At 46.3% G+C, this 20,652-nt stretch carries 20 protein-coding genes; 10 read left to right on the forward strand and 10 right to left on the reverse strand.

Translation table 11 applies throughout. The features are described 5' to 3' along the window. The first annotated feature begins 278 nt into the window (after positions 1–278). The 3 genes from QUB11_RS17150 to obgE all read left to right on the forward strand — a co-directional run bounded on the left by QUB11_RS17150 (position 279) and on the right by obgE (position 4,382). Entirely contained in the window at positions 279–1,352 is a 1,074-nt protein-coding gene (locus tag QUB11_RS17150) for a class I SAM-dependent methyltransferase (protein WP_333391231.1), read from the forward strand. 417 nt (positions 1,353–1,769) lie between these two features. Next, positions 1,770–2,666: a Mo-dependent nitrogenase C-terminal domain-containing protein gene (locus QUB11_RS17155; RefSeq protein ID WP_333204907.1), complete on the forward strand. Its 897-nt coding sequence runs from the start codon at positions 1,770–1,772 to the stop codon at positions 2,664–2,666. 675 nt (positions 2,667–3,341) lie between these two features. Beyond that, positions 3,342–4,382 carry a GTPase ObgE gene (gene obgE, locus QUB11_RS17160; protein ID WP_333204911.1) on the forward strand — a complete coding sequence of 347 codons (1,041 nt, stop codon included), beginning with the start codon at positions 3,342–3,344 and terminating at the stop codon, positions 4,380–4,382. Positions 4,383–4,494: 112 nt separating this feature from the next. Here obgE and QUB11_RS17165 read toward each other — a convergent pair whose 3' ends face one another. The 4 genes from QUB11_RS17165 to QUB11_RS17180 form a co-directional block, all read right to left on the reverse strand. Further along, the gene (locus QUB11_RS17165; RefSeq protein ID WP_333391233.1) at positions 4,495–4,851 is read right to left on the reverse strand and encodes a hypothetical protein; all 357 of its coding nucleotides are present in this window, start codon (positions 4,849–4,851) and stop codon (positions 4,495–4,497) included. A 114-nt stretch (positions 4,852–4,965) separates the two neighbouring features. Beyond that, positions 4,966–5,361, reverse strand: coding sequence for a hypothetical protein (locus QUB11_RS17170; RefSeq protein WP_333204915.1), 396 nt, complete (start codon positions 5,359–5,361; stop codon positions 4,966–4,968). A gap of 65 nt (positions 5,362–5,426) precedes the next feature. After that, a complete protein-coding gene (locus QUB11_RS17175; RefSeq protein ID WP_333391235.1) occupies positions 5,427–7,049 on the reverse strand; it encodes a serine hydrolase in 1,623 nt (540 codons plus the stop codon). A 215-nt stretch (positions 7,050–7,264) separates the two neighbouring features. Beyond that, positions 7,265–8,053 carry an RNA methyltransferase gene (locus QUB11_RS17180; protein ID WP_333391237.1) on the reverse strand — a complete coding sequence of 263 codons (789 nt, stop codon included), beginning with the start codon at positions 8,051–8,053 and terminating at the stop codon, positions 7,265–7,267. 142 nt (positions 8,054–8,195) lie between these two features. Between QUB11_RS17180 and QUB11_RS31300 the strand changes: the two genes are divergently transcribed. Beyond that, complete coding sequence (locus QUB11_RS31300; RefSeq protein WP_445300853.1) at positions 8,196–8,690, forward strand: hypothetical protein; 495 nt, start codon at positions 8,196–8,198, stop codon at positions 8,688–8,690. Then, on the forward strand, positions 8,660–9,595 hold the full coding sequence (locus QUB11_RS17195; RefSeq protein ID WP_333056878.1) for an isoaspartyl peptidase/L-asparaginase: 936 nt from the start codon (positions 8,660–8,662) through the stop codon (positions 9,593–9,595). The genes QUB11_RS31300 and QUB11_RS17195 overlap by 31 nt, the downstream gene beginning before the upstream one ends. 227 nt (positions 9,596–9,822) lie before the next feature. On the opposite strand, the gene QUB11_RS17200 is transcribed toward QUB11_RS17195, so the two are convergent. After that, entirely contained in the window at positions 9,823–9,996 is a 174-nt protein-coding gene (locus QUB11_RS17200) for a hypothetical protein (protein WP_333391241.1), read from the reverse strand. A 69-nt stretch (positions 9,997–10,065) separates the two neighbouring features. Further along, entirely contained in the window at positions 10,066–11,322 is a 1,257-nt protein-coding gene (locus QUB11_RS17205) for a WD40 repeat domain-containing protein (RefSeq protein ID WP_333391242.1), read from the reverse strand. Positions 11,323–11,509: 187 nt separating this feature from the next. On the opposite strand from QUB11_RS17205, the gene QUB11_RS17210 reads away from it, so the two are divergent. The 3 genes from QUB11_RS17210 (at position 11,510) to QUB11_RS17220 (ending at position 14,302) form a co-directional block, all read left to right on the forward strand. Continuing rightward, positions 11,510–12,130, forward strand: a complete 621-nt coding sequence (locus QUB11_RS17210; protein ID WP_333204926.1) for a tetratricopeptide repeat protein — start codon at positions 11,510–11,512, stop codon at positions 12,128–12,130. Between the two features lie 433 nt (positions 12,131–12,563). Beyond that, positions 12,564–13,052, forward strand: a complete 489-nt coding sequence (locus QUB11_RS17215) for a hypothetical protein (protein WP_333204928.1) — start codon at positions 12,564–12,566, stop codon at positions 13,050–13,052. A gap of 497 nt (positions 13,053–13,549) precedes the next feature. Next, on the forward strand, positions 13,550–14,302 hold the full coding sequence (locus QUB11_RS17220; RefSeq protein ID WP_333204930.1) for a hypothetical protein: 753 nt from the start codon (positions 13,550–13,552) through the stop codon (positions 14,300–14,302). A gap of 174 nt (positions 14,303–14,476) precedes the next feature. On the opposite strand, the gene glmU is transcribed toward QUB11_RS17220, so the two are convergent. Beyond that, entirely contained in the window at positions 14,477–15,865 is a 1,389-nt protein-coding gene (glmU, locus tag QUB11_RS17225) for a bifunctional UDP-N-acetylglucosamine diphosphorylase/glucosamine-1-phosphate N-acetyltransferase GlmU (protein WP_333204931.1), read from the reverse strand. Between the two features lie 12 nt (positions 15,866–15,877). Continuing rightward, a complete protein-coding gene (locus QUB11_RS17230; protein WP_333204933.1) occupies positions 15,878–16,105 on the reverse strand; it encodes a hypothetical protein in 228 nt (75 codons plus the stop codon). Between the two features lie 392 nt (positions 16,106–16,497). On the opposite strand from QUB11_RS17230, the gene QUB11_RS17235 reads away from it, so the two are divergent. Next, complete coding sequence (locus tag QUB11_RS17235; protein WP_333204935.1) at positions 16,498–17,502, forward strand: hypothetical protein; 1,005 nt, start codon at positions 16,498–16,500, stop codon at positions 17,500–17,502. A 26-nt stretch (positions 17,503–17,528) separates the two neighbouring features. Continuing rightward, positions 17,529–18,353: a sulfurtransferase gene (locus QUB11_RS17240; RefSeq protein WP_333204937.1), complete on the forward strand. Its 825-nt coding sequence runs from the start codon at positions 17,529–17,531 to the stop codon at positions 18,351–18,353. Here QUB11_RS17240 and QUB11_RS17245 read toward each other — a convergent pair. Together QUB11_RS17245 and QUB11_RS17250 are read right to left on the reverse strand one after the other, a co-directional pair. Continuing rightward, a complete protein-coding gene (locus QUB11_RS17245) occupies positions 18,344–18,499 on the reverse strand; it encodes a hypothetical protein (protein WP_333391245.1) in 156 nt (51 codons plus the stop codon). The genes QUB11_RS17240 and QUB11_RS17245 overlap by 10 nt on opposite strands. A 322-nt stretch (positions 18,500–18,821) precedes the next feature. Beyond that, positions 18,822–20,294: an MBOAT family protein gene (locus QUB11_RS17250; RefSeq protein WP_333204939.1), complete on the reverse strand. Its 1,473-nt coding sequence runs from the start codon at positions 20,292–20,294 to the stop codon at positions 18,822–18,824. Between the last annotated feature and the right edge of the window lie 358 nt (positions 20,295–20,652).

Raw genomic sequence — 20,652 nt, forward strand, 5'->3', positions numbered from 1 at the left:
CACAAGAAGAAAATCTACTCTTTGTGGAACAGGCATCTTGCCTGTTCTAGGAAAGGGTGCAAGATGTGAGTTATAACTGAGATGTTGCACCCTTTTCAATCAGCCTTTTGAACGGGCAAGATGCCCGTTCCACAAGAAGAAAATCTACTCTTTGTGGAACAGGCATCTTGCCTGTTCTAGGAAAGGGTGCAAGATGTGAGTTATAACAAATAACTAATAACAAATAACTAACAACTAACAGCTAACAACTAACAGCTAATCACCTCTTCGCGGAATCTATGGGCGCCGAAAGTACGATCGACCAGACCGAACAGCTACCGCTGGTAGTAAATCCCGACATTCTCCAGCAAGCTATCCTCTACAAAATTAATACTCGCATCATCGCTCGTGGAGAATTAATTTTCCCCTGCATCCCAGGAATGCTAAACCACTATCTCAAGTCCATAGAAAAGCTATTCAGCACTCTCGACAGACCCCTGCCCGAAGACCGCAGAGACGAACTCAGCAAGCTTTTAGCCACCAAGTTAGAACAAGGCTACCGCACCTCCACAGCATCGATGCTGATCCTGCAATACGAATCAGTGCAGCCACCACAAACCGGTTTAGCCTGCAAAGTCATTGTTACTACCTCAACAGTTGGAGAACAGTATAAAAGCTGGGTAGACACCAGAGAACCTCCGCTTTTCGGTTCTCATCCAGACGCAAAATTGATGACAACGGCTGCTAAATTGGGCACGCCCGATCGAGTGCGGATTTTGGACGTGGGGGCTGGTACCGGCCGCAATACCTTGCCCCTGGCGAGATTGGGCTATTCTGTAGATGCGATCGAACTAGCCCCAGCTTTTGCAGAACAATTGAAAGCAGCAGTAACAGCCGAAAACCTTCCCGTGACAGTGACTGAAGGCGATGTGCTCGACCCATTAATGCGGATGAAACCTGCCCGCTACCAGTTAGCAGTTGCCGCCGAAGTCATCTCACATTTTCGAGACAACGATCAAGTACGGCTTTTCCTCGCTAAAATGTGCGATTCCCTGTCTCCCGGAGGCCTATTGCTGTTCAGCACGTTTTTAACCGTCGGCGACTACCAGCCAGATGCCCTCGTGCGACAAGTTGCCCAACTCTCTTGGTCTACTTTATTTACCCCCCAAGAACTCGCTACCGCAATGGAAGGGTTGCCCTTAGTCCAAATATCCGACGAATTGGTGTTTGAATATGAACGCCACCACCTGCCGGAAGGAGCCTGGCCACCGACGCCCTGGTTTCCCAGTTGGGCCACCGGTCGAGATGTCTTCCCGATGGCAAACGCCCGCCCGCCAATGGAATTGCGCTGGATTTTGTGTCGCCGAAGTTAAAAACTTTTGTCATTCCTAGGCGGACACAGCAATCAAAACTGTTAACCGCCAGTAACATTTTCCTCAAATATTTTTATTTCAACAGCTTAAAGCCGGCTCGCTGTTAATATTGCCCAGCCGGGACACAAAAATTTACAAAAATATATATTAAAATGTAAAGAGAGCGAAGTTCGATCGCCCCTGGGAGACAAACCCAGTGTCTGATTAGATCCAACCCTTGCCAACCTTTTATTTCTTGCGAAAAATTGGGTGGCTAATGGCAATCGGGCTTGCATAAAATTCGATCGCCATCTTGATGGGTGCAACTAGAGTTAAGATCAATTCAACAAACCTATTCCTCCCGATAGATGACTTTTTAGGGAATAGGATTAACCAATAGATTAGCTCGCTAGTTAGCGATGCTGCTGAAAAACAAATATGCTTTTAACACATCCACTACAAGCGTTTGGAGCAATCTTCGGGCACAAACCTTCCACAAATAGATCATCGATCGACCAAAAAACCAGTAAAAATTATTGGGAGGGGAATATTGAGTCCGCTGTAAACGAACAAATTGACTGGTACATCCAAGTGGAAATGCTAATGAGTAACGCTAAATCTTCCTGCACCAATGAAGAGATTACTGCTTGGCTGCGGGGATTGCTGACAATTGCTTGGGCAGACGGCAACTTTGACGAAGACGAGCAAAAAATGATTGCACATCTAACTCAGGATGAACTACACCCGGTATCTTTTGAGGAGGGTTTTGAACCCATTACCGCAGAGGAATTAGTCGCTGTGTTAGGGAAAGACACCGCTAAAGGCGAGGATTTTTTGAGGACAGCAGTCATGGTAGCTTTGGCAGATGGTACCTACTCGCTCAGCGAAGACGAGGTAATCTCTAAGTTTTGCACAGCTTTAGGGCACAATGTAGAGGCGATCGAAGCTCTGCGACACACCATCGAAGACAGCAAGTGCGATGATCCGCAGGGGCCCAGCAGCCAAATAGTCTTTGATGCCAATGTCGCCCCCGTCGCCGGAACACCCCTTTCATCTCGGCTACCTAAACCTCACCACAAAGATGTCCTGCAACCCGTCAAAGACTGGCTTGACGGCTGGGAAATTCACGACCCCAAATTGGCACACTTTGTCTGTAAAATTATTCCGCCCCAGTGTCCGTTTGAGCGAGATGTCGTGTTATTTGGTCACAAAATCGTCCATATTCCGGCGATGTGCCAGATTAACCCGCTTTACGAACAGTTAGTGGGGATGCGCTTTCGAGCTCTCTGCTATTTGGCAGATGAATGTAAGGAAGATGTATCGTCTTATTGTTAGTAGTTAGTAGTTAGTAGTCATTAGTCATTAGTCATTCTTGTGAAATTTTGGATTAATGATTGTAACTATTAACCAATGACTACTATTAGTCCTGAACGCAAAAACCTGGTTTTTCTACGAAAAAACATCATTACACCCATCCGCCCCAGTAGAAAAACCGGGTTTATTGAGTTTTTGTGCGTGAGTCCTGCTAATCTCAAATCTGCTTTGATAATACTAATTCAACAAAAGTTTTGGTACAATCCTCAAGCTTATACAAATTATTAAAACTCGTCGATTTAGGAGCCGGACACGGCATTGCCGTTTCCCTACAGATGCTCGCCTACAATCTCTCGCTCAGCACTACTTTTCACAATAGGTAAAATTATATTTTTCCGGAAACTGTAAATAGCCACTAAACTTGGCTGTCGTCCGCCGACCCGGGCTAAAGAAAAAGAGCAATATGGTACTTGGATCTGGTATAATAACTAATGACTAATGACTAATCACAACTAACAATTGACAATTGACCAATGACAAGTGATATCATTTCCGGTCGATTACCCCTAATAAGGTAGGGGCGGGTTCACGAAAAATATTTGCCAATAATTGACAATCTCAAAAACCCGCCCTCTTAATCGCTCGATTGGACATGATATGACAACTGACAACTGACAACTGACAACTGACTAAATTATGCAATTTATCGATCGAGCAGATATTCAAGTCGCAGCCGGCAAAGGGGGCGACGGTATGGTAGCTTTTCGCAGAGAAAAGTATGTACCGGCGGGCGGCCCCTCTGGCGGGACGGGCGGCAAAGGCGGTTCCGTGTATATGGTAGCGGTGGAAAGCCTGCAAACGCTGCTAGATTTTCAGTACAACCGGATTTTTAAAGCCGATGACGGGAAGCGGGGCGCGCCGAAAAATATGACCGGTGCCGGTGGGGACGATCGCACGATCGAAGTTCCCTGCGGTACAGTAGTTTACGACGCGGAAACTCAGGCAATCTTAGCAGATTTAGTGACGCCCGGACAGACTTTTTGCGTAGCTAAAGGCGGCAAAGGCGGTTTGGGGAATAAGTGTTTTCTGACCAATTCTAACCGCGCTCCAGATTATGCGATGCCGGGAAAAGAAGGAGAACACAAATTTTTGCGTTTGGAATTGAAGCTATTAGCTGAAGTCGGAATTCTGGGGATGCCGAATGCTGGCAAATCCACCTTAATTTCCGCTTTATCTGCGGCCCGCCCCAAAATAGCAGATTATCCGTTTACAACTTTAGTCCCCAATTTGGGCGTAGTCAGAAAACCCAGCGGCGACGGTACGGTGTTTGCAGACATTCCGGGATTGATTGAGGGGGCGCACGAAGGCGCGGGTTTGGGTTACGAGTTTTTGCGGCACATTGAGCGGACTCGGTTGCTGCTGCATTTGATCGATATTACCGATGAAGATCCGATCGCCAATTATGTCACAATTCAGGAAGAATTGAAGGCTTACAGGCGTGGTTTAGCCGATCGACCGCAGATTTTGGCTTTTAATAAGGTAGATGCGATCGACCTCGAAAGCGAAGAAATCGGTAATTTAACCAGCCGACTTCAAGAAATTAGCGGCGCTCCTGTTTTGTTGATTTCCGCCGTTAGTAGACTTGGATTGGATGAATTGATGCAGCAAGTTTGGCAGAAACTCGACGAGATGAACGAGAAAGAGGCTGCTGAACAGTTAGCAGTCGCGAGTGTTTAATCCCTTTCCGGTTCCTGGAATTTCCGTGAAGCCGTTTGCGGAAATCGACAATACTCGCATTGCTCTCCCGCGCGTTGGGTCACGACGCGACGCAGAGTGGCTGGTACATAACTCATGCTTCTGTCTGTAAGCGTTTGTAGGCGTGAGCTTTGGCTAAACGCACCCAATGTTCTAACAGCAAATAGCGATCGAGTTCGACTTCCTCTCTGGCCGAAATAGTGCCGGATTTATTGCGATAGAGCAGTTCGCTCATGCGGGCTTGCAACGCAGGTGTGGGGCGGATGGCGAGGATTTCTTCTGGGCTGGGTTGACTGGCTAGCACTTCGACGATTTGGCGATCGTCTTGGTAGGAGATGGTTTCTGCGGGGGCGAGTTCCCGAAGTGCGCGATCCAGGGCTTCCGGGAGACGATCGCCCAATTGTTGTAGTTTTTCGCCGAGGATATCGGGAACTTCTAGGATAATTTGCATTAGTGCTGATGTGAGGAGGGGAATTCCCTTGATTGTAACAAAGGGAAAAAATGCCGTTAACTTAAATCCCGATCGGGGTATTGAAGCTGCATAGCCCGATATTTGCACAGTTGTTCACAATGGAGATAACTGGCGAATTTGCCCATTGTAATCGACTCTCACCCTCCCATCTTGAGAAACCGTAACAACCGTTTCTACAGTATAGACAGACGAACCAGGCTTGTTACCCTTAAAAGTAAAAGTCCAAGTTCCATCCCCATTGTCAACAAACGGCGATTCCTTAGAAGTACCGTGCATAGAAGCTTCAGCTCGATAGTTGCCTAAACCCCCATTAGCAATTTCTGCTGCTTGACGGGCTAAGTTTTTTGCCCGATTGAGTTCGATATTATTGTTAATCACTCTCACGCCATCGGTCTGATATTCAGGAGCAGGATTGCTCAAGGCGGGGGAGACTCCAACAGCTAAAGTTGAAAGCGCTACCAGACAAGCAAGTCGAATGTTTAGTTTCATAATACAAACTGATTTATAGTTTGATAAAGTCTACAACACTTGCCCGAAAAAACCCGGTTAAATTTTCAATTTTTAATTTTCACTTGTGAATCTGCTGGCGTTTCCCCACCGTACAAATAGCGGTAACTCATCCGAGAAATCTCCCGAATCAATGTTTGAGCTGGCTTTTCCGTTTCCGGCGGATGCTTCACCATCACCGCCACCAAATAACGCTTACCGTTCGGCAAATCCACCATCCCCGCATCCGCAAGCATTGTATCAATGTTGCCGGTTTTGTGAGCAATAACTGAACCTTCGCCTAAACCTTTCGGCAGCAAAGAATCATTTCTAGTTTGGCGCATAATTTGCAAAATGCGATCGCGCGATTTCACCGATACCAAATTACCCCGATCGATCTGGGCTATGATATTAATCAAATCCTTCGGACTGGTAGTATTAGTTCCCTCCAAATCTGGCAAATTATTACGCAGAACCGTGGTACTCAAGCCCCAATTTGCAAACTGCTGATTCAAAACCTCAGCACCTCCCAACAACTCAATCATCATATTTGTCGCCGTATTGTCACTGACAACAATCATCTTTTGGGCAACTTCCAAAGCCGAATACTTCTTACCCGGAGAGTCGTCTTGCATATCCCCAGAACCGCCGACAATGTGTTCGGACTTCAGCGTCAGCATCTGATCTAACTGCACTTTCCCCTCATCTACTGCTTGGAAAAAAGCTACTAAAATTGGCACTTTAATTGTGCTAGCTGAAGCAACAGCAGTATCGCCATTAAAATTTAGGTAGCTTCCAGTATCTAAATCGACTAAAAATATTCCGGCTGTCAAACTAGGATTTTCTGTTGCTAAAACCTGAACTTGGGTTTTTAAAGCTCCTAATTCTTGATTCAGTTGCAGCACTTCTGGGGTTGCGGATGCTGCGGATGCGCTATCGGCTGGGTTTTTCTGCCCTGCGGTGGTTTGTTCTTCTGTCGCTACAGTTGATGCTCGACTAACGGCATTTACCACCGACAGCAGCGTACCGCAAATCACCGCTATCCCAACTCCCAAAATCAGCAAGCGAGTAGCGTACACCAATGGGGGCACGCTCCGAGGTGCAGAGCGTTTACCCGGTCTCTGACTCGCTTTTGGGCGCGGTTTAGGCACGGGGGGTTTTTTGGCATCTGGGGGGATTACCGTGTCTAGAATGCGAACTGGGGGCGAACTGGGAAGACTTCCACGGGTTGCAGGGGGAGTGGCAGTTTGGCTCTGGCTGTTGGGATTGCTGGCGATCGAACTCACATTTTCCCGATCCAGATTCGGATCGGGAAACTCGAACATATCGACAGCAGCGAGGCCTTTTTTGCCTGGTTGGCGAGTCTTCGACTGCGGAGTTTTGCTGGTTCTGGGTTTTCTGGGGTTAATTGCCGATCGAGGATCGGATAAAAAGTCTTGTGTGGTAAATTCTTCCGAAGATGTGGGAGAATTAGCTCCAATTCTGCTGCCGCGGCTTTGTTGCGGTGGCAAAGTCGCAGGTTCGGGCGATCGAATTTCTGAATTGCCGTTTTGCGGTTGCCGAGGGCGACGGCGGCCCGAGTTGCCAGACTGACTTGCTTTGCCGGACTTGGGCTGCTTTGAGCCGGAGTTGGGAGAGGATATCGAGGATATCACCGATAATATCGATCCTTTGGGAAACCGCTCTGCCACGTCTTACTCCTTCATCACTACTGTAAAGTTCAAGTTTAAGATTTTTCAGCTTGTCAGCCAATCAATTTTAGATTTTAGATTTTAGATTTTAGATTTACCCCAGACGCTGCATGGTATCAGCAACCGGGTTTATTGCCCGCAAATTATCCCAAAGCTTAGGTTTTTAGTCAAGAAACCCTGTTTTGAAGGTGACAAGTGGGTACAGGAAAGTTCTCCTAGCTATCTGTTGGATTTTCCGGCAACGCCCCATCCAGAGTATCAGAATTTGCCTCTCGTGGGTAAGTTTTGATTGCCCATTCTGTTTGGCGGAGGACGCCCCGCAGCATGGCGACTTCATCCACTGTCGGATAAGCTCTGTTGTACAAACGCCGAAATTTTTCCATCCGGCTTGCTGCTGTGTGCTGCTGCAAATATCCTATTTTTAACAGCAAAGTTTCTAGTTGCTGGTAATATCCCTCTAAATTTTCCAAGGGAGCCGATTCCTTCTGGCCACTGGCAACCGACAACTGACAATTGACAACTGACTTGTATAGTTCGTAACAGCAGATAGCGACGGCTTGGGCGAGATTTAGGGAAGTGTAGGCATCGCTGCTGGGAATGCGGATCAGGCGTTGAGCGCGGTTTAATTCGGCATTGGTCAAGCCGCAGTCTTCTCGGCCGAAAATGAGGGCGCTGGGGGCTTCTAGGAGCCAAGGCAAGGCATCTGCGGGTTCTTCTAGTTGTGTTGGCAACGATCGACTATCATCTCCTGTAGTTGCGATCGCTCTGACACACCCAACCAAAGCAGCGGGCAAACTCTCGACTACTTTGGCAGTTTCGAGTATGTCGGCGGCGCGAACTGCCATCAGTCGGGCTTCTTCCCCTAAATGATCGCATTGGGGATTTACCAAAACTAATTGGTGCAAACCCATATTTTTCATGACGCGGGCAACAGAACCCACATTCAATGGGCCTGCAGGTTCGACTAAGACTATTCGGATGTTGGCGCCGGCCGTTTCGAGCATTTTTATTTTGGGAGGTGTTTGGCAGAAAGTAGGTTTTTCCTTAGCCACAGGCAAGATGCCTGTTCCACAATCCAATTTAACTCTTGTGGAACAGGCCTCAACAACAGGCAAGATGCGGGTTGTTTCCTCAGCAACAGGCAAGATGCCTGTTCCACAATCCAATTTAACTCTTGTGGAACAGGCCGGAAAGCCTGTTCATAATCGCAAGATGCCTGTTCCACAATCCAATTTAACTCTTGTGGAACAGGCCGGAAAGCCTGTTCATAATCGCAAGATGCCTGTTCCACAATCCAATTTAACTCTTGTGGAACAGGCCGGAAAGCCTGTTCATAAAAATGGTACAAGATGTGAATTAGTTAATCTCTTGTCAAAATTAGCATGGCAAAGCAACGATCGAAATCTGATTTACCGACAAAAATGTGCCCAGTGTGCGATCGACCTTTTACTTGGCGCAAAAAATGGGCCGACTGCTGGGATGAGGTCAAATACTGCTCCGAACGATGTCGTCGCCGCCGTTTGGCGGCTCAAGATTAAGAATTTAGAGCAAGTTGCTCGAACAAAGCTAAGATTGCAAAGGAAAAATTTTAGGTTATTAGGTTATAAATTATGGCATCGCAACAAGTGCAACCAAAGCTAGTTATTCACGGCGGTGCCGGCAGTTCTCTACACAGTAAAGGCGGAATTGAGGCGGTGCGGAAATCGCTTTACGATGTTTTGGAGGAAGTTTATCCGCTGCTGAAAGACGGTGCAAGTGCCGTAGATGCAGTGGTGCGGGGCTGCCAATTGTTGGAAGATGACCCGCGATTCAATGCCGGTACTGGTTCTGTGGTGCAGTCGGACGGTCAAATTCGGATGAGTGCTTCGCTGATGGACGGTTTGATGCAGCGTTTCAGCGGGGCGATAAATGTTTCTCGCGTTCAAAATCCGATCGAACTTGCTAAATTTTTGCAGACTTCGGACGATCGGGTTCTCTCTGATTTTGGTTCGGCAGAATTGCTGCGAGAACTTCACTTGCCGATTTACGATCCGATGACGGATTTGCGTTTGCACGAGTGGATGCAGGAACGCCAAGGCAATTTTAGTAAAGCAATGGCTGACGTGGTTGCCGAACCGGCCGGTGTGGGTACGATCGGAGTCGTAGCTTTGGATGTGCATGGACGCTTGGCTGCTGGGACTTCGACTGGCGGCAAGGGTTTTGAGCGGATTGGGCGGGTTAGCGACTCGGCGATGCCGGCGGGAAATTACGCGGCAGGGAGTGCGGCGGTAAGCTGTACGGGGATTGGCGAGCACATTATGGACGAGTGTTTGGCCGCGCGAATTGTGATTCGGGTAACGGATGGTTTGAGTTTGAAAGCTGCTTTTGAGCGTTCTTTTGCTGAAGCTGACGAACGTCAACGGGATTTTGGCGCAATTGGAATTGATGCTAGCGGGGCGATCGCTTTCGGCAAAACTAGCGAGGTGATTTTAGGTGCTTTTCACAACGGTATGCAAATGGGCGATACTTTGGAAATGAGCAAGGGAACGCTGATTTTTATTGCTTAAAAGGGCGATATAAATTGTCAGTCTGCGGTTCAGATACCCGACTTTTTGAATAATTCGGGTATCTCGCTCGGCGTTAGTTTTATATCAAATCCGGTGCCATCAGAATTAATATTACCCACAGTCAGGACAGGGCGCCGTGCCCTTTCCATACAATTAATCTGGCGATCCTTACATAAAAAGCGAGGAAGATTTATGATTTTGGGCTAGGAAACGGCATTGCCGTGTCCTCATTCCTTAGACTCAGAAATTGAGCGAATTTTTCCCTGCAATCTGGTAAAAATTAATTCACCATCAGTTACTTTTCCCTGAGCAATTTGCTCGGTGCCACTAGCAATTTTCTGTTTGAGTTCTGCCAGACGCTTCTGTTTCAATGCAATATTTCTTTCTTCTGGCAGTTGCATTGTCTGGGCCCCTCTAAAAAACCTTAAATCAATTATACTCCAATAATTTAATCATCGCCCGTCACCTCTCTAATCTTCAATCCGCAGTTGCCAAAGTTTAACAGTACCATTCTCCCCGCCGCTGACGAGACTTTCGCCCAAAAGCCCGATCGCCACCGCAGACACAGGGCTAGAATGTCCATCTAAAGTGTGCAGCAATTCGCCGCGAAAATTCCAAAGTCTAACAGTACCGTCAAAACACCCCACTGCAAAGTATTTCCCATCAGGGCTAATTGCGGCGGCGGAAGTGATCCGAATTCCTGTTTGCAGCGAATGCAATAATTCGCCTGTTTGCAAATTCCACAGTTTGATAGTTTGGCCGCCGTGACTGACAAGAACTTGGCTATCGGGAGAAATCGCTACATAATTTTCGCTGCCAAATGTTCGTCTCACTTCGCCTCCCGGCAATTCCCACAAGGTGACTGTGGCGCGACAGAAACCGCTGGCTGCATTGAGGCCGCTGGCTACTAGCATTTTGCCGTTGGGACTCAGGGCGATCGCACTTATGTCATCCCCTTGATAGCCTTCCAAAACTTGCAGCAGTTGGCCGCTGTTGAGGTGCTGAAGCTTGATTGTGCCGCAGGTGGTGCCGATCGCCAAAATTTGCCAGTCGGGGCTGACGGCGACGGATTCGTGGCGGTGTACGTCTGCCAAACGCTTCAGCAGTTCGCCGTTTTGCAGGTTCCAGAGTTTGACTGTGCCCGCGCGCGATCGTGTCAGCAGTGTTTTGCTGGCGGGGCTGAAAGCAACTAGCAATACCGCTGTTGAATGTCCGAAAATCGTCTGCTGCAGTTCGCCGCTGTGCAAACTCCAAATTTTCACTGTACTGTCCTCAGAACCCGTTGCGAGGAATTGTCCGTCGGGACTGATAGCTGCAGACAAAATCCTGTCTGAATGGTGGAGAGTGGCTTTTAAGATGGCGCCGGTTGAGGTTTTTGGCTGCGTTTTATATCCGGCTATTTCCAGCCAGTCGATCGCATCTCTCCAATTTTTGAGAGCATTTCGGGGCCGATTTGTCAATAATTCTATGTATCGGTACAAAGTTTTTGACAAGTCAACTTCGACACCTTTGATTTGTTTGTTGAGAAATACCGCAATTTCCGCTGGGCTGTAGCCGCACAGCAAGCCGCAGAGATGGCGCTTTTCTACAGGTGTCAGCCCTCTTCTGGTGTGGGGGGCGAATTCTTGTTTGGCATTGGCCAAGTCGGTGTAAAGCTTTTGGATGTCCCAGCCTTTGCTTGCGCGTGCAAATGGTTCTTCGGGTCGATCGAGGGTAGAGGGTATCATTTGCGGCAGTCGCGATCGAGTTCCTAGTCAAATTCCTAACCAAAATCCTAACATTGGCTGTGCGCGATCGAACTGTTTTCACCGCTAATCTATTTTTAACACAGCAAACAGGGGAAAGAGTTTCAGATAGAAAATCCGTTCCTTTACAGTTGGCAAAATAACTATACATCAATCGGAGAAATAGAAAATGCCTGGAATTGCGATCGGCTTATTTTTCATCCTAGGTTTAGTTTTAAGTCTTGTTGGCTATTTTTGGGGATTAGTTCAAGCTTTTGGAGAGGAAACTATTTGGGGAGTGCTTTACTTACTTGTCCCCTTTGCCTCATTGGTTTTTTATATCAAGAATTGGAGGAATCAAACCATCAGAAAAACATTCTTAATTCAATGTGCTGGATTGCTAATGTTTGTATTGGGAGGCATTACTACTTCAGTATTTTATGGCAAAAATTTTGTAAAAACCTCTGACTCTGGGCCTAATGTAGAGCAGGGATATAACGAGCAATCGCCTTCTTCTTTTGCTTCTGGTTTCAACACTTCTCCATCACCCTATCAAGAGTTATCTCCTGCTTTCGAGTCATTTCCTGCTGCCGCAGCACCTGTTGCTGAGCCTAATTCTGCTTCTGTTGCTGCTCCCAAAAATGACTTCAAACAATCTATGAAACTCGGCTATATCTACTTCGGGCAGGGAGACTATCAAACCGCTTTAATCAATTTTAACAAAGCTTTACAGGTACGTCCGGGCGATGCTTATGCTGTCAAGGCTGCTTATAACACCAAAAGTGCGATCGTCCAAAGCAATGTCAAATAATAATCCGTGCATTAAAAATTGCCTACAGCGGATATATAGCCCAATACGGTTCACTTAAGACTCCTTATGCTCGGAGATCCCCCTAAATCCCCCTTAAGAAGGGGTACTTTAAGAGCTTTCTTGTTCCCCCCTTTTTAAGGGGGGTTAGGGGGGATCGGTCTTAAGTGAACTGTATTGATATATAGCAATCCTAAGTCATTTGTAAATTTCTTACTCCCTCCCCTTGATAAGGGGAGGGTTGGGGTGGGGTCAAAAATTTACGACTCCTGCAAGGATTGCTATATATAGCGGTTCTCAAGCGTGGTGAGGTATGTCCACGGAGGCCACGGAGGCCACGGAGGCCACGGAGGCCACGGAGGCCAGTCGTACCTCATATGAGAGCTCGAAAGGCTATAAGTAATTCACATTGTTTTTAAACTCAAAAATTAAACTAATGAAAATTCTCAACCAAACACCGACTCAACTAACAATTAAAACTGCGAGCGCCTGGGATGGTTTGCTATTAATTTCTCCCTTCATCGTCATTGGACTATTGCAGATTATTTTAGCATCAAATTGGATAGGTGGAGGTATATTTTTGTTGTTTTCGCTGTCTTTGTTGGACGGCGCGATAGATGAAACATACATTTTTGATAAAATTTTTAGCAAAATGACCATTAAACGACGGGGTGTGTGGCTTCATGATGTTACCGAATGCTCAACTCGGGAGATTTCTGCGGTGGAATTAGAGGAAATAGGAGATAGCGAGGGAAATCGTAGCTATTATGTTGATTTGTGGATGTTGGGGGGCGATATCATCTGTTTAAGAAGCTATTCACTAACAGAACAATACAAAATGGCTGACTTGATTCGCAGCTATATCTCGATTAGCGATAATCGCACGCTTAGCAATGTATTTGCCCTACAAATCCGTGAACCCTAGCTCTCCCGTAGGGAATCGCCCAAATCCATAACTAAGCTGTTGTGCATTTAAATTTTGTGTTGAGGGCGGGCTTTCGGGCCCAACCCCTACTCCCCACAAGAGTGAAAGTTGATTTGACCAGGGAATTTATATGCGGATTAGCTTAACGATAATTAAATAGGCGCAAATAAGCTTGACAATGTAACAAAATGTAAACCTGTACTCACCTGGATGATTACTTTCCTACGGAACGCGAAGCTAACGTTTCATTCCCCATAACATAATTAATATATTTTTAAGATTCATCTACTTTAAATCACGGAAAGCTATCTTAAACCCAGCCGCAGGTAAACTCGCGACCTTTGTTGTCGGTCAGACATTTTAGTGCTAACGTATTACCAAAATAAGAGGGGTCATGGCAGAGGACGACTTCAAATAATATATAAGTTAACAATTCGGCCGATCGGGGTTAGTAAGGCGATCTGTAACATCATTTTGGGAATTTAAGGGTGAGATAAATGAAAATAATCAAGCAAACAGCAAGTGAATTAATAATTCAGACTCAAAGTATATTTGATTTTTGGTTCCCTAGTTGTTTATTCATGACATTGGGACTGATCTCGCTGACTTTTGACTATCATGCAGCAAGTCTGAGCTGCCAGCGATTGCAGGCAAAACAAGGAAAATGCCAGATTGTGCGATCGAATTTACTGGGGTCGAACATCAAAGAAATTGAGCTTGCTTCTTTGCGGGGAGCTAAAGTTGAAAGATGCGGCTATAAAACCAGAGTTGTACTTTTGACTTCTGTTGGCACTGTTCCTTTCACTGCTAACTCCACTAATTGGGGAACCCAAGACGCTGTGGCTTCTGACATCAATTTTTTTGTTAAAAATGCAAAAAATCGCTTGCTGCGCTTAAGCCAAGACGATCACTGGTTGGGATGGACAGGAGGCATATTTTTGCTCGCAGGAATCGCAGCGATCGTCTTGAGAAATAATGAAATCTACAGCTTCGATGAAACTTTAAACACCTTGACTGTTAAACAGCGGGGTTTGTTGGCACGTAAAGTCATGGAATACTCTCTGTGCGAGATTTATGGCGTGGAAGTCGATCGCACAAAAGATCGGGATCATGATATTTGGTACGAAGTCAGACTGTTAGTTTGTGGAGGCTCTCGCATCTCCCTACCCCGCACCATGAACCCATACCAGCAAGCAAAAATCGCCAAAGCGATTAACAACTATCTGCACCAGCAAAATAACCAAAAATAGCCGATCGCGATCGACCCGATTTCTCAAGGTTGCGGACTTACGCAGAAACCGGGTTTTTCACCAAAATCTCTTCGAGAGTGCGATCGCTTCCGCTATAAAAACCCGGTTTCTTTGGTATCCAGTGCGAAACTCGCGATTGGGTGGAAACTCATCATCTAAAAAGTGAACAATCGTTCACTTTTTAGGTTCTTTCAACTGCCAACCTGGTTTGACAACTTGCCGGGAACGGGCAATTACTAAACAATCATTCGGCACATCTTCTGTCACCACAGAACCCGCCGCTACAGTAACATCTTCCCCCAAAGTTATCGGTGCAACCAGCACGCTGTTAGAACCCGTTTTACTCCGATCGCCTATTTGAGTTTTGTGCTTGTTTTTTCCGTCATAATTCGCCGTAATTGTCCCAGCACCGATGTTGACTTTTTCTCCCAAAGTCGCGTCGCCTAAATAAGACAAGTGAGCGACATTAGTTCGATCACCTATTTGAGTATTTTTCAATTCTACAAAATTGCCGACGCGACAGTTAGCCCCAATTTCTGCGTGTCCCCGCAAATGTGCGTAAGGGCCAATTCGCGAATTTTCAGCAACCATACTGTCAGAAACCACCGAATAAAGCACAGTCACATTTTCCCCAATCTGACTGTTTTCGATCAAACTGCCGGGGCCAATGCGACTCCCGGAGGCGATCGAAGTATTTCCCCGCAAGTGAGTTTGCGGTTCAATTACCACATCCGGCTGCAACTCTACTGTATCGTCAATGGTGATGCTGTTGGGATCGAGCAGCGTGACTCCTGCCGTCATCCACTTGTCCTTTATCCGCGTTTGCAAAATATCGCAAGCTGTAGCTAAATGTTTGCGATCGTTAATTCCCAATATTTCTTGATAATCTTCCACATCCACCGCCATCACCGGACTGAGGAAATTTACCGTATCAGTTAGGTAATATTCTTTTTGGTCATTATCTGCCTTCAATTCTGGCAAAATTTTCTCTAAATCCGGCCAGTGAAAGCAGTAAACACCTGCATTAATTCGGTGATTTTGCTTTTGAGCTTGTGTGCAGTCGCGGTGTTCGACAATTTGCTGGACTAAGTTTTGACTGTCAGTAAATACTCGACCGTACCCTTGAGGATTCGGCAAATTAGCTGTCAATAAAGTAGCAGAGTTTTGATGCTGTTTGTGAATGGCCATCAATTGTTTGATAGTTTCTGCCCTCAGTAAAGGTACATCCCCATTTAAGACGAGCAAGTCTCCTTGAAATCCCTCTAAGTGAGGCAGCAATTGTTGGATGGCATGACCGGTTCCCAATTGTTCGGTTTGTTCGACAAATTCTAGGGGAGGAGATTGAGGATTTTTCCCTGATATTTCTTGACCTCGAATCAGGGATTCTTTAACGAGTTCGCCTCGATAACCGACGATGACAAGTCGCCTGGTAATTTGAATTTCTTGACAACTTTGGAGGACTCGCTCAACTAGCGATCGACCGGCCAATTCGTGTAGAACTTTAGGCAAGTCAGATTTCATGCGCGTGCCGCGTCCAGCAGCTAAAATTGCTATTGCTACCATTGTGCGATCGAGTTATTTGCTATAAAAACTTGAATATTGACTAACTGATGATATCACTCGCTGTCCGCCGATGGCACTGCGATCGCACAAATTTTTCATCTCAAATTTGCCATCTCGCATCCGCGGGATCGAGGTTTTTTCCAGCCGGATGCTGGTTGTAGGGGCGATGCTGGCAATATCTGGACTGGTGCGCCCGGTATCAAAAACCCGTTGCAGCCGCAGTATTTGACAATCAAGCATCCAGGATACCCGCCACGTGATTCATCCGTCCAGAAATAAAAAACCTGTATCCGATGAAACTTGCCGAACGTATTTACCTCGCGCAAGTCAATGCTTCAATTCTTTAATCTAAAATCTAAAATCGCGCAATCGATTGACGGCTGAGTCAGAGAACTTGCATTCCTCACCAAAAACCTGAATTATGGTTTTAGTAAGCAATGCAAGTCCTGCCCCAAGGGATGCCAGGGCTAGCGAGAGTGATAATTTGCATCTTTGGGCTGGGATTTGCCACGATACATTATACTATTTGTTGAATTTCAGTTATTGTGTTTTCAACTCCAAAAAACTCTTTCTGACTTTTTCATTTTTTCTTCCTTCTACCTTCTATCTTCTGCGTTATCAGGTGTCCAGCTATGACAGAGCTTAATTTTCAGGAACTTGCCAAGCAGGGAAATCTCGCCACTGCGATCGCATCTTGGCTCAATAGCCAGTTGCAATCTGAAGGCATCACCGCCTCCGCGAATCTCGACGGCGACTGTTTGGATGTAATTCTTGAGGCCGAGCAGGTACCCAGAGAAAATACATTAGTTGATTTTGTCCGCACCGAGCTGACGAATTTGCAGCCGGATTCGATTCGCAAAGTGAAGATTGAGGGTCGAGAAAGCGGTCAAATTGCTGCTGCTTGGAGTCAAGAGTTTAGTTTGGAGAACAGCACTTTGGAACGACAGACGTTTGCAGGAGAAGCTGTACCAAATACTGGGGTTGCTAATATAGAGAACCGCACAGAGATGGAGAATAATATTATTGAGGAGGAGAAACAGCCGGAACTTGCTGCATTTGAGAATCGGCTGCGATCGACTTTCATTGTAGTTGGGCTGGTAACGGGTATGTTGGCGATCGCCGTGGCGGCGTTTGTCGGTAAAATTTTGAACCAGCCGACAGCAACTGCGGGGGAGAATCTTGATGAAACAGCCAATTTAGCAACTGCACCAGATACTTTTCGAGAAGCCGTTAACAGCGCACTCAAAGCAGCAGAATTAGGCCGATCGGCAAAAACAAAGGAAGATTGGACTACAGTTACCGATCGTTGGCAAGAAGCGGTATCATTAATGAGAAGAGTACCAGTCTCTAGCCCCAACCATCAACTAGCTCAAGCAAAAGTAATCGAGTATCAGAAATATCTGCTTTACGCTCAAGAAGCAGCAGTAACTCCCCCTCTGCCAACTCCAACTCCCGCACCAGCCGAAAAATCACCTTCGGAAAAAGCTACTCCTAAAAAATCTAATTCGCCCAAAGAAACTTCGGAAAAAGCTACTCCTAAAAAATCCAATTCTGAAAATAGAGCTTCTGAGAAAGCAACTTCTAAGAAATCTCCTTCCGACAAAGCAGAACCAGAGAAAAAAGCTCCTTCCCGATAGATGTTAAAACATAGATGTGAATAATTATGACTGACAACACTTTAATCGTTTCTCCTGAATGGTTAGCCACCAATACCGACAATCCGCAAGTTGTAATCATTGACTGTCGTTTTTCCCTTGCCGACCCTGAATTGGGACAAAAACAATATCAAGAAAGTCACATTCCCGGAGCTTTCTATTTAGATTTAAACCGCGATCTCGCGAGTTCAGTGGGCAAACACGGCGGCAGACATCCGCTGCCAAATATTGAAGAATTAGCTGAGAAATTGAGCGCGATCGGCATTAATTCACCAGAAAATTTAGTCGTCGCCTATGACGATTCGCGTCTGGCTTTTGCCGCTCGTTTGTGGTGGCTGCTGCGATATATGGGACACAGCAAAGTCGCTTTGTTAGACGGCGGTTTCAGCGGCTGGAAAGCGGCGGGCTATCCGGTAACAAATACTTTGCCAGACTCCCGCGAGGGTAACTTTGTTACTCACTTGCAGCCGGATTTGGCGGTAGATATTGAGGCGGTAAAAGAGCGTAAAGACTTGCCGGGAAAGGTTTTGGTTGATTCGCGAGAAAGCGAGAGATATCAAGGTTTGCGGGAGCCGATCGACCCCATTGCAGGTCACATTCCGGGTGCGGTTAACTATCCTTGGCAAGGGGTGACGGATGAAACTGGAAAAGTGCGATCGGCATCCGAACAAAAACAGCGGTGGACAGAATTAGAAAAAGCCGAAGAAATTATTGTTTATTGCGGTTCCGGGGTGACGGCTTGCGTTAATTTACTGTCTTTAGAAATCGCTGGAATTCCCGATGCTAAACTTTATGTAGGTAGCTGGAGTGACTGGTGTTCTTATCAGTTGTAGGGTGCACTCATCGAGATGATTGTTGACTGTTGACTGTTGACTGTTGACTGTTGACTGTTGACTGTTGACTGTTGACTGTTGACTGTTGACTGTTGACTGTTGACTGTTGACTGTTGACTGTTGACTGTTGACTGTTGACTGTTCACGGCGTCAACCGTCAACATCATGCCGGTGTAACCGGAAATGATATCAAAGCGAAATTCCTCGCTATGAGGACTAATGAGTTCTTCAGTCCTCTTTGAGAGGACTTTCGCTATGAGACAGGGAATTCATTCCCTGGCGGACTGTTAGGTGAGCGGGAGGACTGGCGAACAAAAAGCTTAATTTGACACTAATAGGTAGCGGGGAATCACTTCGACTGACATCTTGCACCATTCTCAAGAACAGGCAAGATGCCTGTTCCACAAAGAGTAGATTTTCTTGTGGAACAGGCCGGAAAGCCTGTTCAGAAGGCGAATTAATAATACCCTAAAAATCAAAATAAATATAAGGCAAACCGCCTTCGGGAGCCAACACCCAAACCGCATACAAACAAAGCGGCACTAACACCAATTTCATCGGCCAATTTAACTCCAATTTCAAACCCCGACTCAACGCATAATTCCCCAGCATCGCCGCAGCCAAAGCCGCCAACATCCAAGTTAAATGCACTCTTTCCAAACCCAAAACTTCGCCATAAACTTTCTCAGCAAACTGCACGTCAGCAGTGTGTCCCCACAAATGCGAAATCGCCCATCCAGAATCCTTTAAATCGGGAAGGCGGAAAAATATCCAACTACCAAAAACCATCGCCTGAGTCAACAGCCAACCCATCGCAATCCCGATCGGATTTTCCCACAAAAACTCGATCCGCAACCGCTTAAACAGCACATCAGTCAGCCTGTGAACCGCCAAAGCTAAACCGTGTAAACCCCCCCACACAATAAATCCCCAAGCGGCACCATGCCAAATTCCTGCAATTAACATAACGATCGACAAATTCAGACAAGTGCGCCACAAACCGACTCGCGAACCCCCCAAAGGAAAATACAAATAATTCCGCAGCCAATCACCTAAAGTCATGTGCCAGCGTCGCCAAAAATCAGCTATGCTGGCACTAAAATAAGGAAAATCAAAATTTGGCGGCAAATACCAACCCAGCAGCAAAGCAGTACCGCGCGCCATGTCAACATAGCCACTAAAATCGAGATAAAGTTGCAGCCCGTAAGCAAAAATAGCCAGCCACAAATCCTCGCTACCCGCCCGCTGCAAGTTGGTAAAGCTTAAATCGACATAAATTCCCAAGTTATCTGCGAAAAGACCTTTTTTTACTGCACCAAAGGCGATCGTCCAAAGTCCCTCAGAAATGCGATCGGGCGTCGGAAATTGCTGGGTTTTCAGTTGATAGATCAAGTTGTGATACCGAGTAATCGGGCCGGAAATCAGTTTGGGAAAAAACAACTTGTAAGCAGCAAAGTGCAGCAGCGAAGTAGCAGCAGGCGCGCCTCGGTACACGTCAATCAAATAAGCAATGCACTCAAAGCAAAAGAAACTCAATCCCAGGGGTGCGATGACGTGACTTTTCACCCAGTCAGCCCCGTCGATAGCTACAGGCCAATTGAACAAAGTGCCGATCGAACTCAATAAAAAAGGCACATACTTAAAGCCCAGAAGCAGCAACACATTCAGACAGATGCCTATCCACAGCAGCCACAAACGGCGGCGGTTCCAAGATTCATTAGCAATCCGCCAATCCAGAGGTTCCCCAATCGCCATCGCCAAGCAGTAATTAAACAAAGCACCGACTAACAGCAGAGGAATGTACCAAATTTGCAGCGAAGCGTAAAAAATTAAACTACCCGCTAACATGATGAACAGCCGCCACCACCGCACCGGAACCAACCAGTAAGCCGCGAACAAAACTAACAAAAACAGGGCATATTGAAGGGAGATGAAAGTCATACCATTTTAGATTTTAGATTTTAGATTTGCGATTTTATAATTGGGAATGGCTTATTTTGTATGGGTTTGGATTACGAGCCTACTGTTGCATTATTTTTATTAATCGAGACTTTGCTAAGAACGAGATTTATCATGGATTTTAGCCGATCGCCCACACGAAAATATGCCCTCGGTAAGTCCCTACTATATAGTCGGCAACTGAGAACTGCTACATTTTACAGCACAAAGGTTAAATGCTGTTGCAAATTAAATAAATCTTGCCTGCTATAAATTAACTCTCTTAGGGATGAGAATTAAATAACTTCCACTCTTGAAAGTGGGATGGGCGTCCCGCCCGTCCAAAACGGACGGGCGGGAC

The organism is Microcoleus sp. B6-A1, assembly GCF_036705085.1.
Classification (GTDB): Bacteria; Cyanobacteriota; Cyanobacteriia; order Cyanobacteriales; family Microcoleaceae; genus Microcoleus.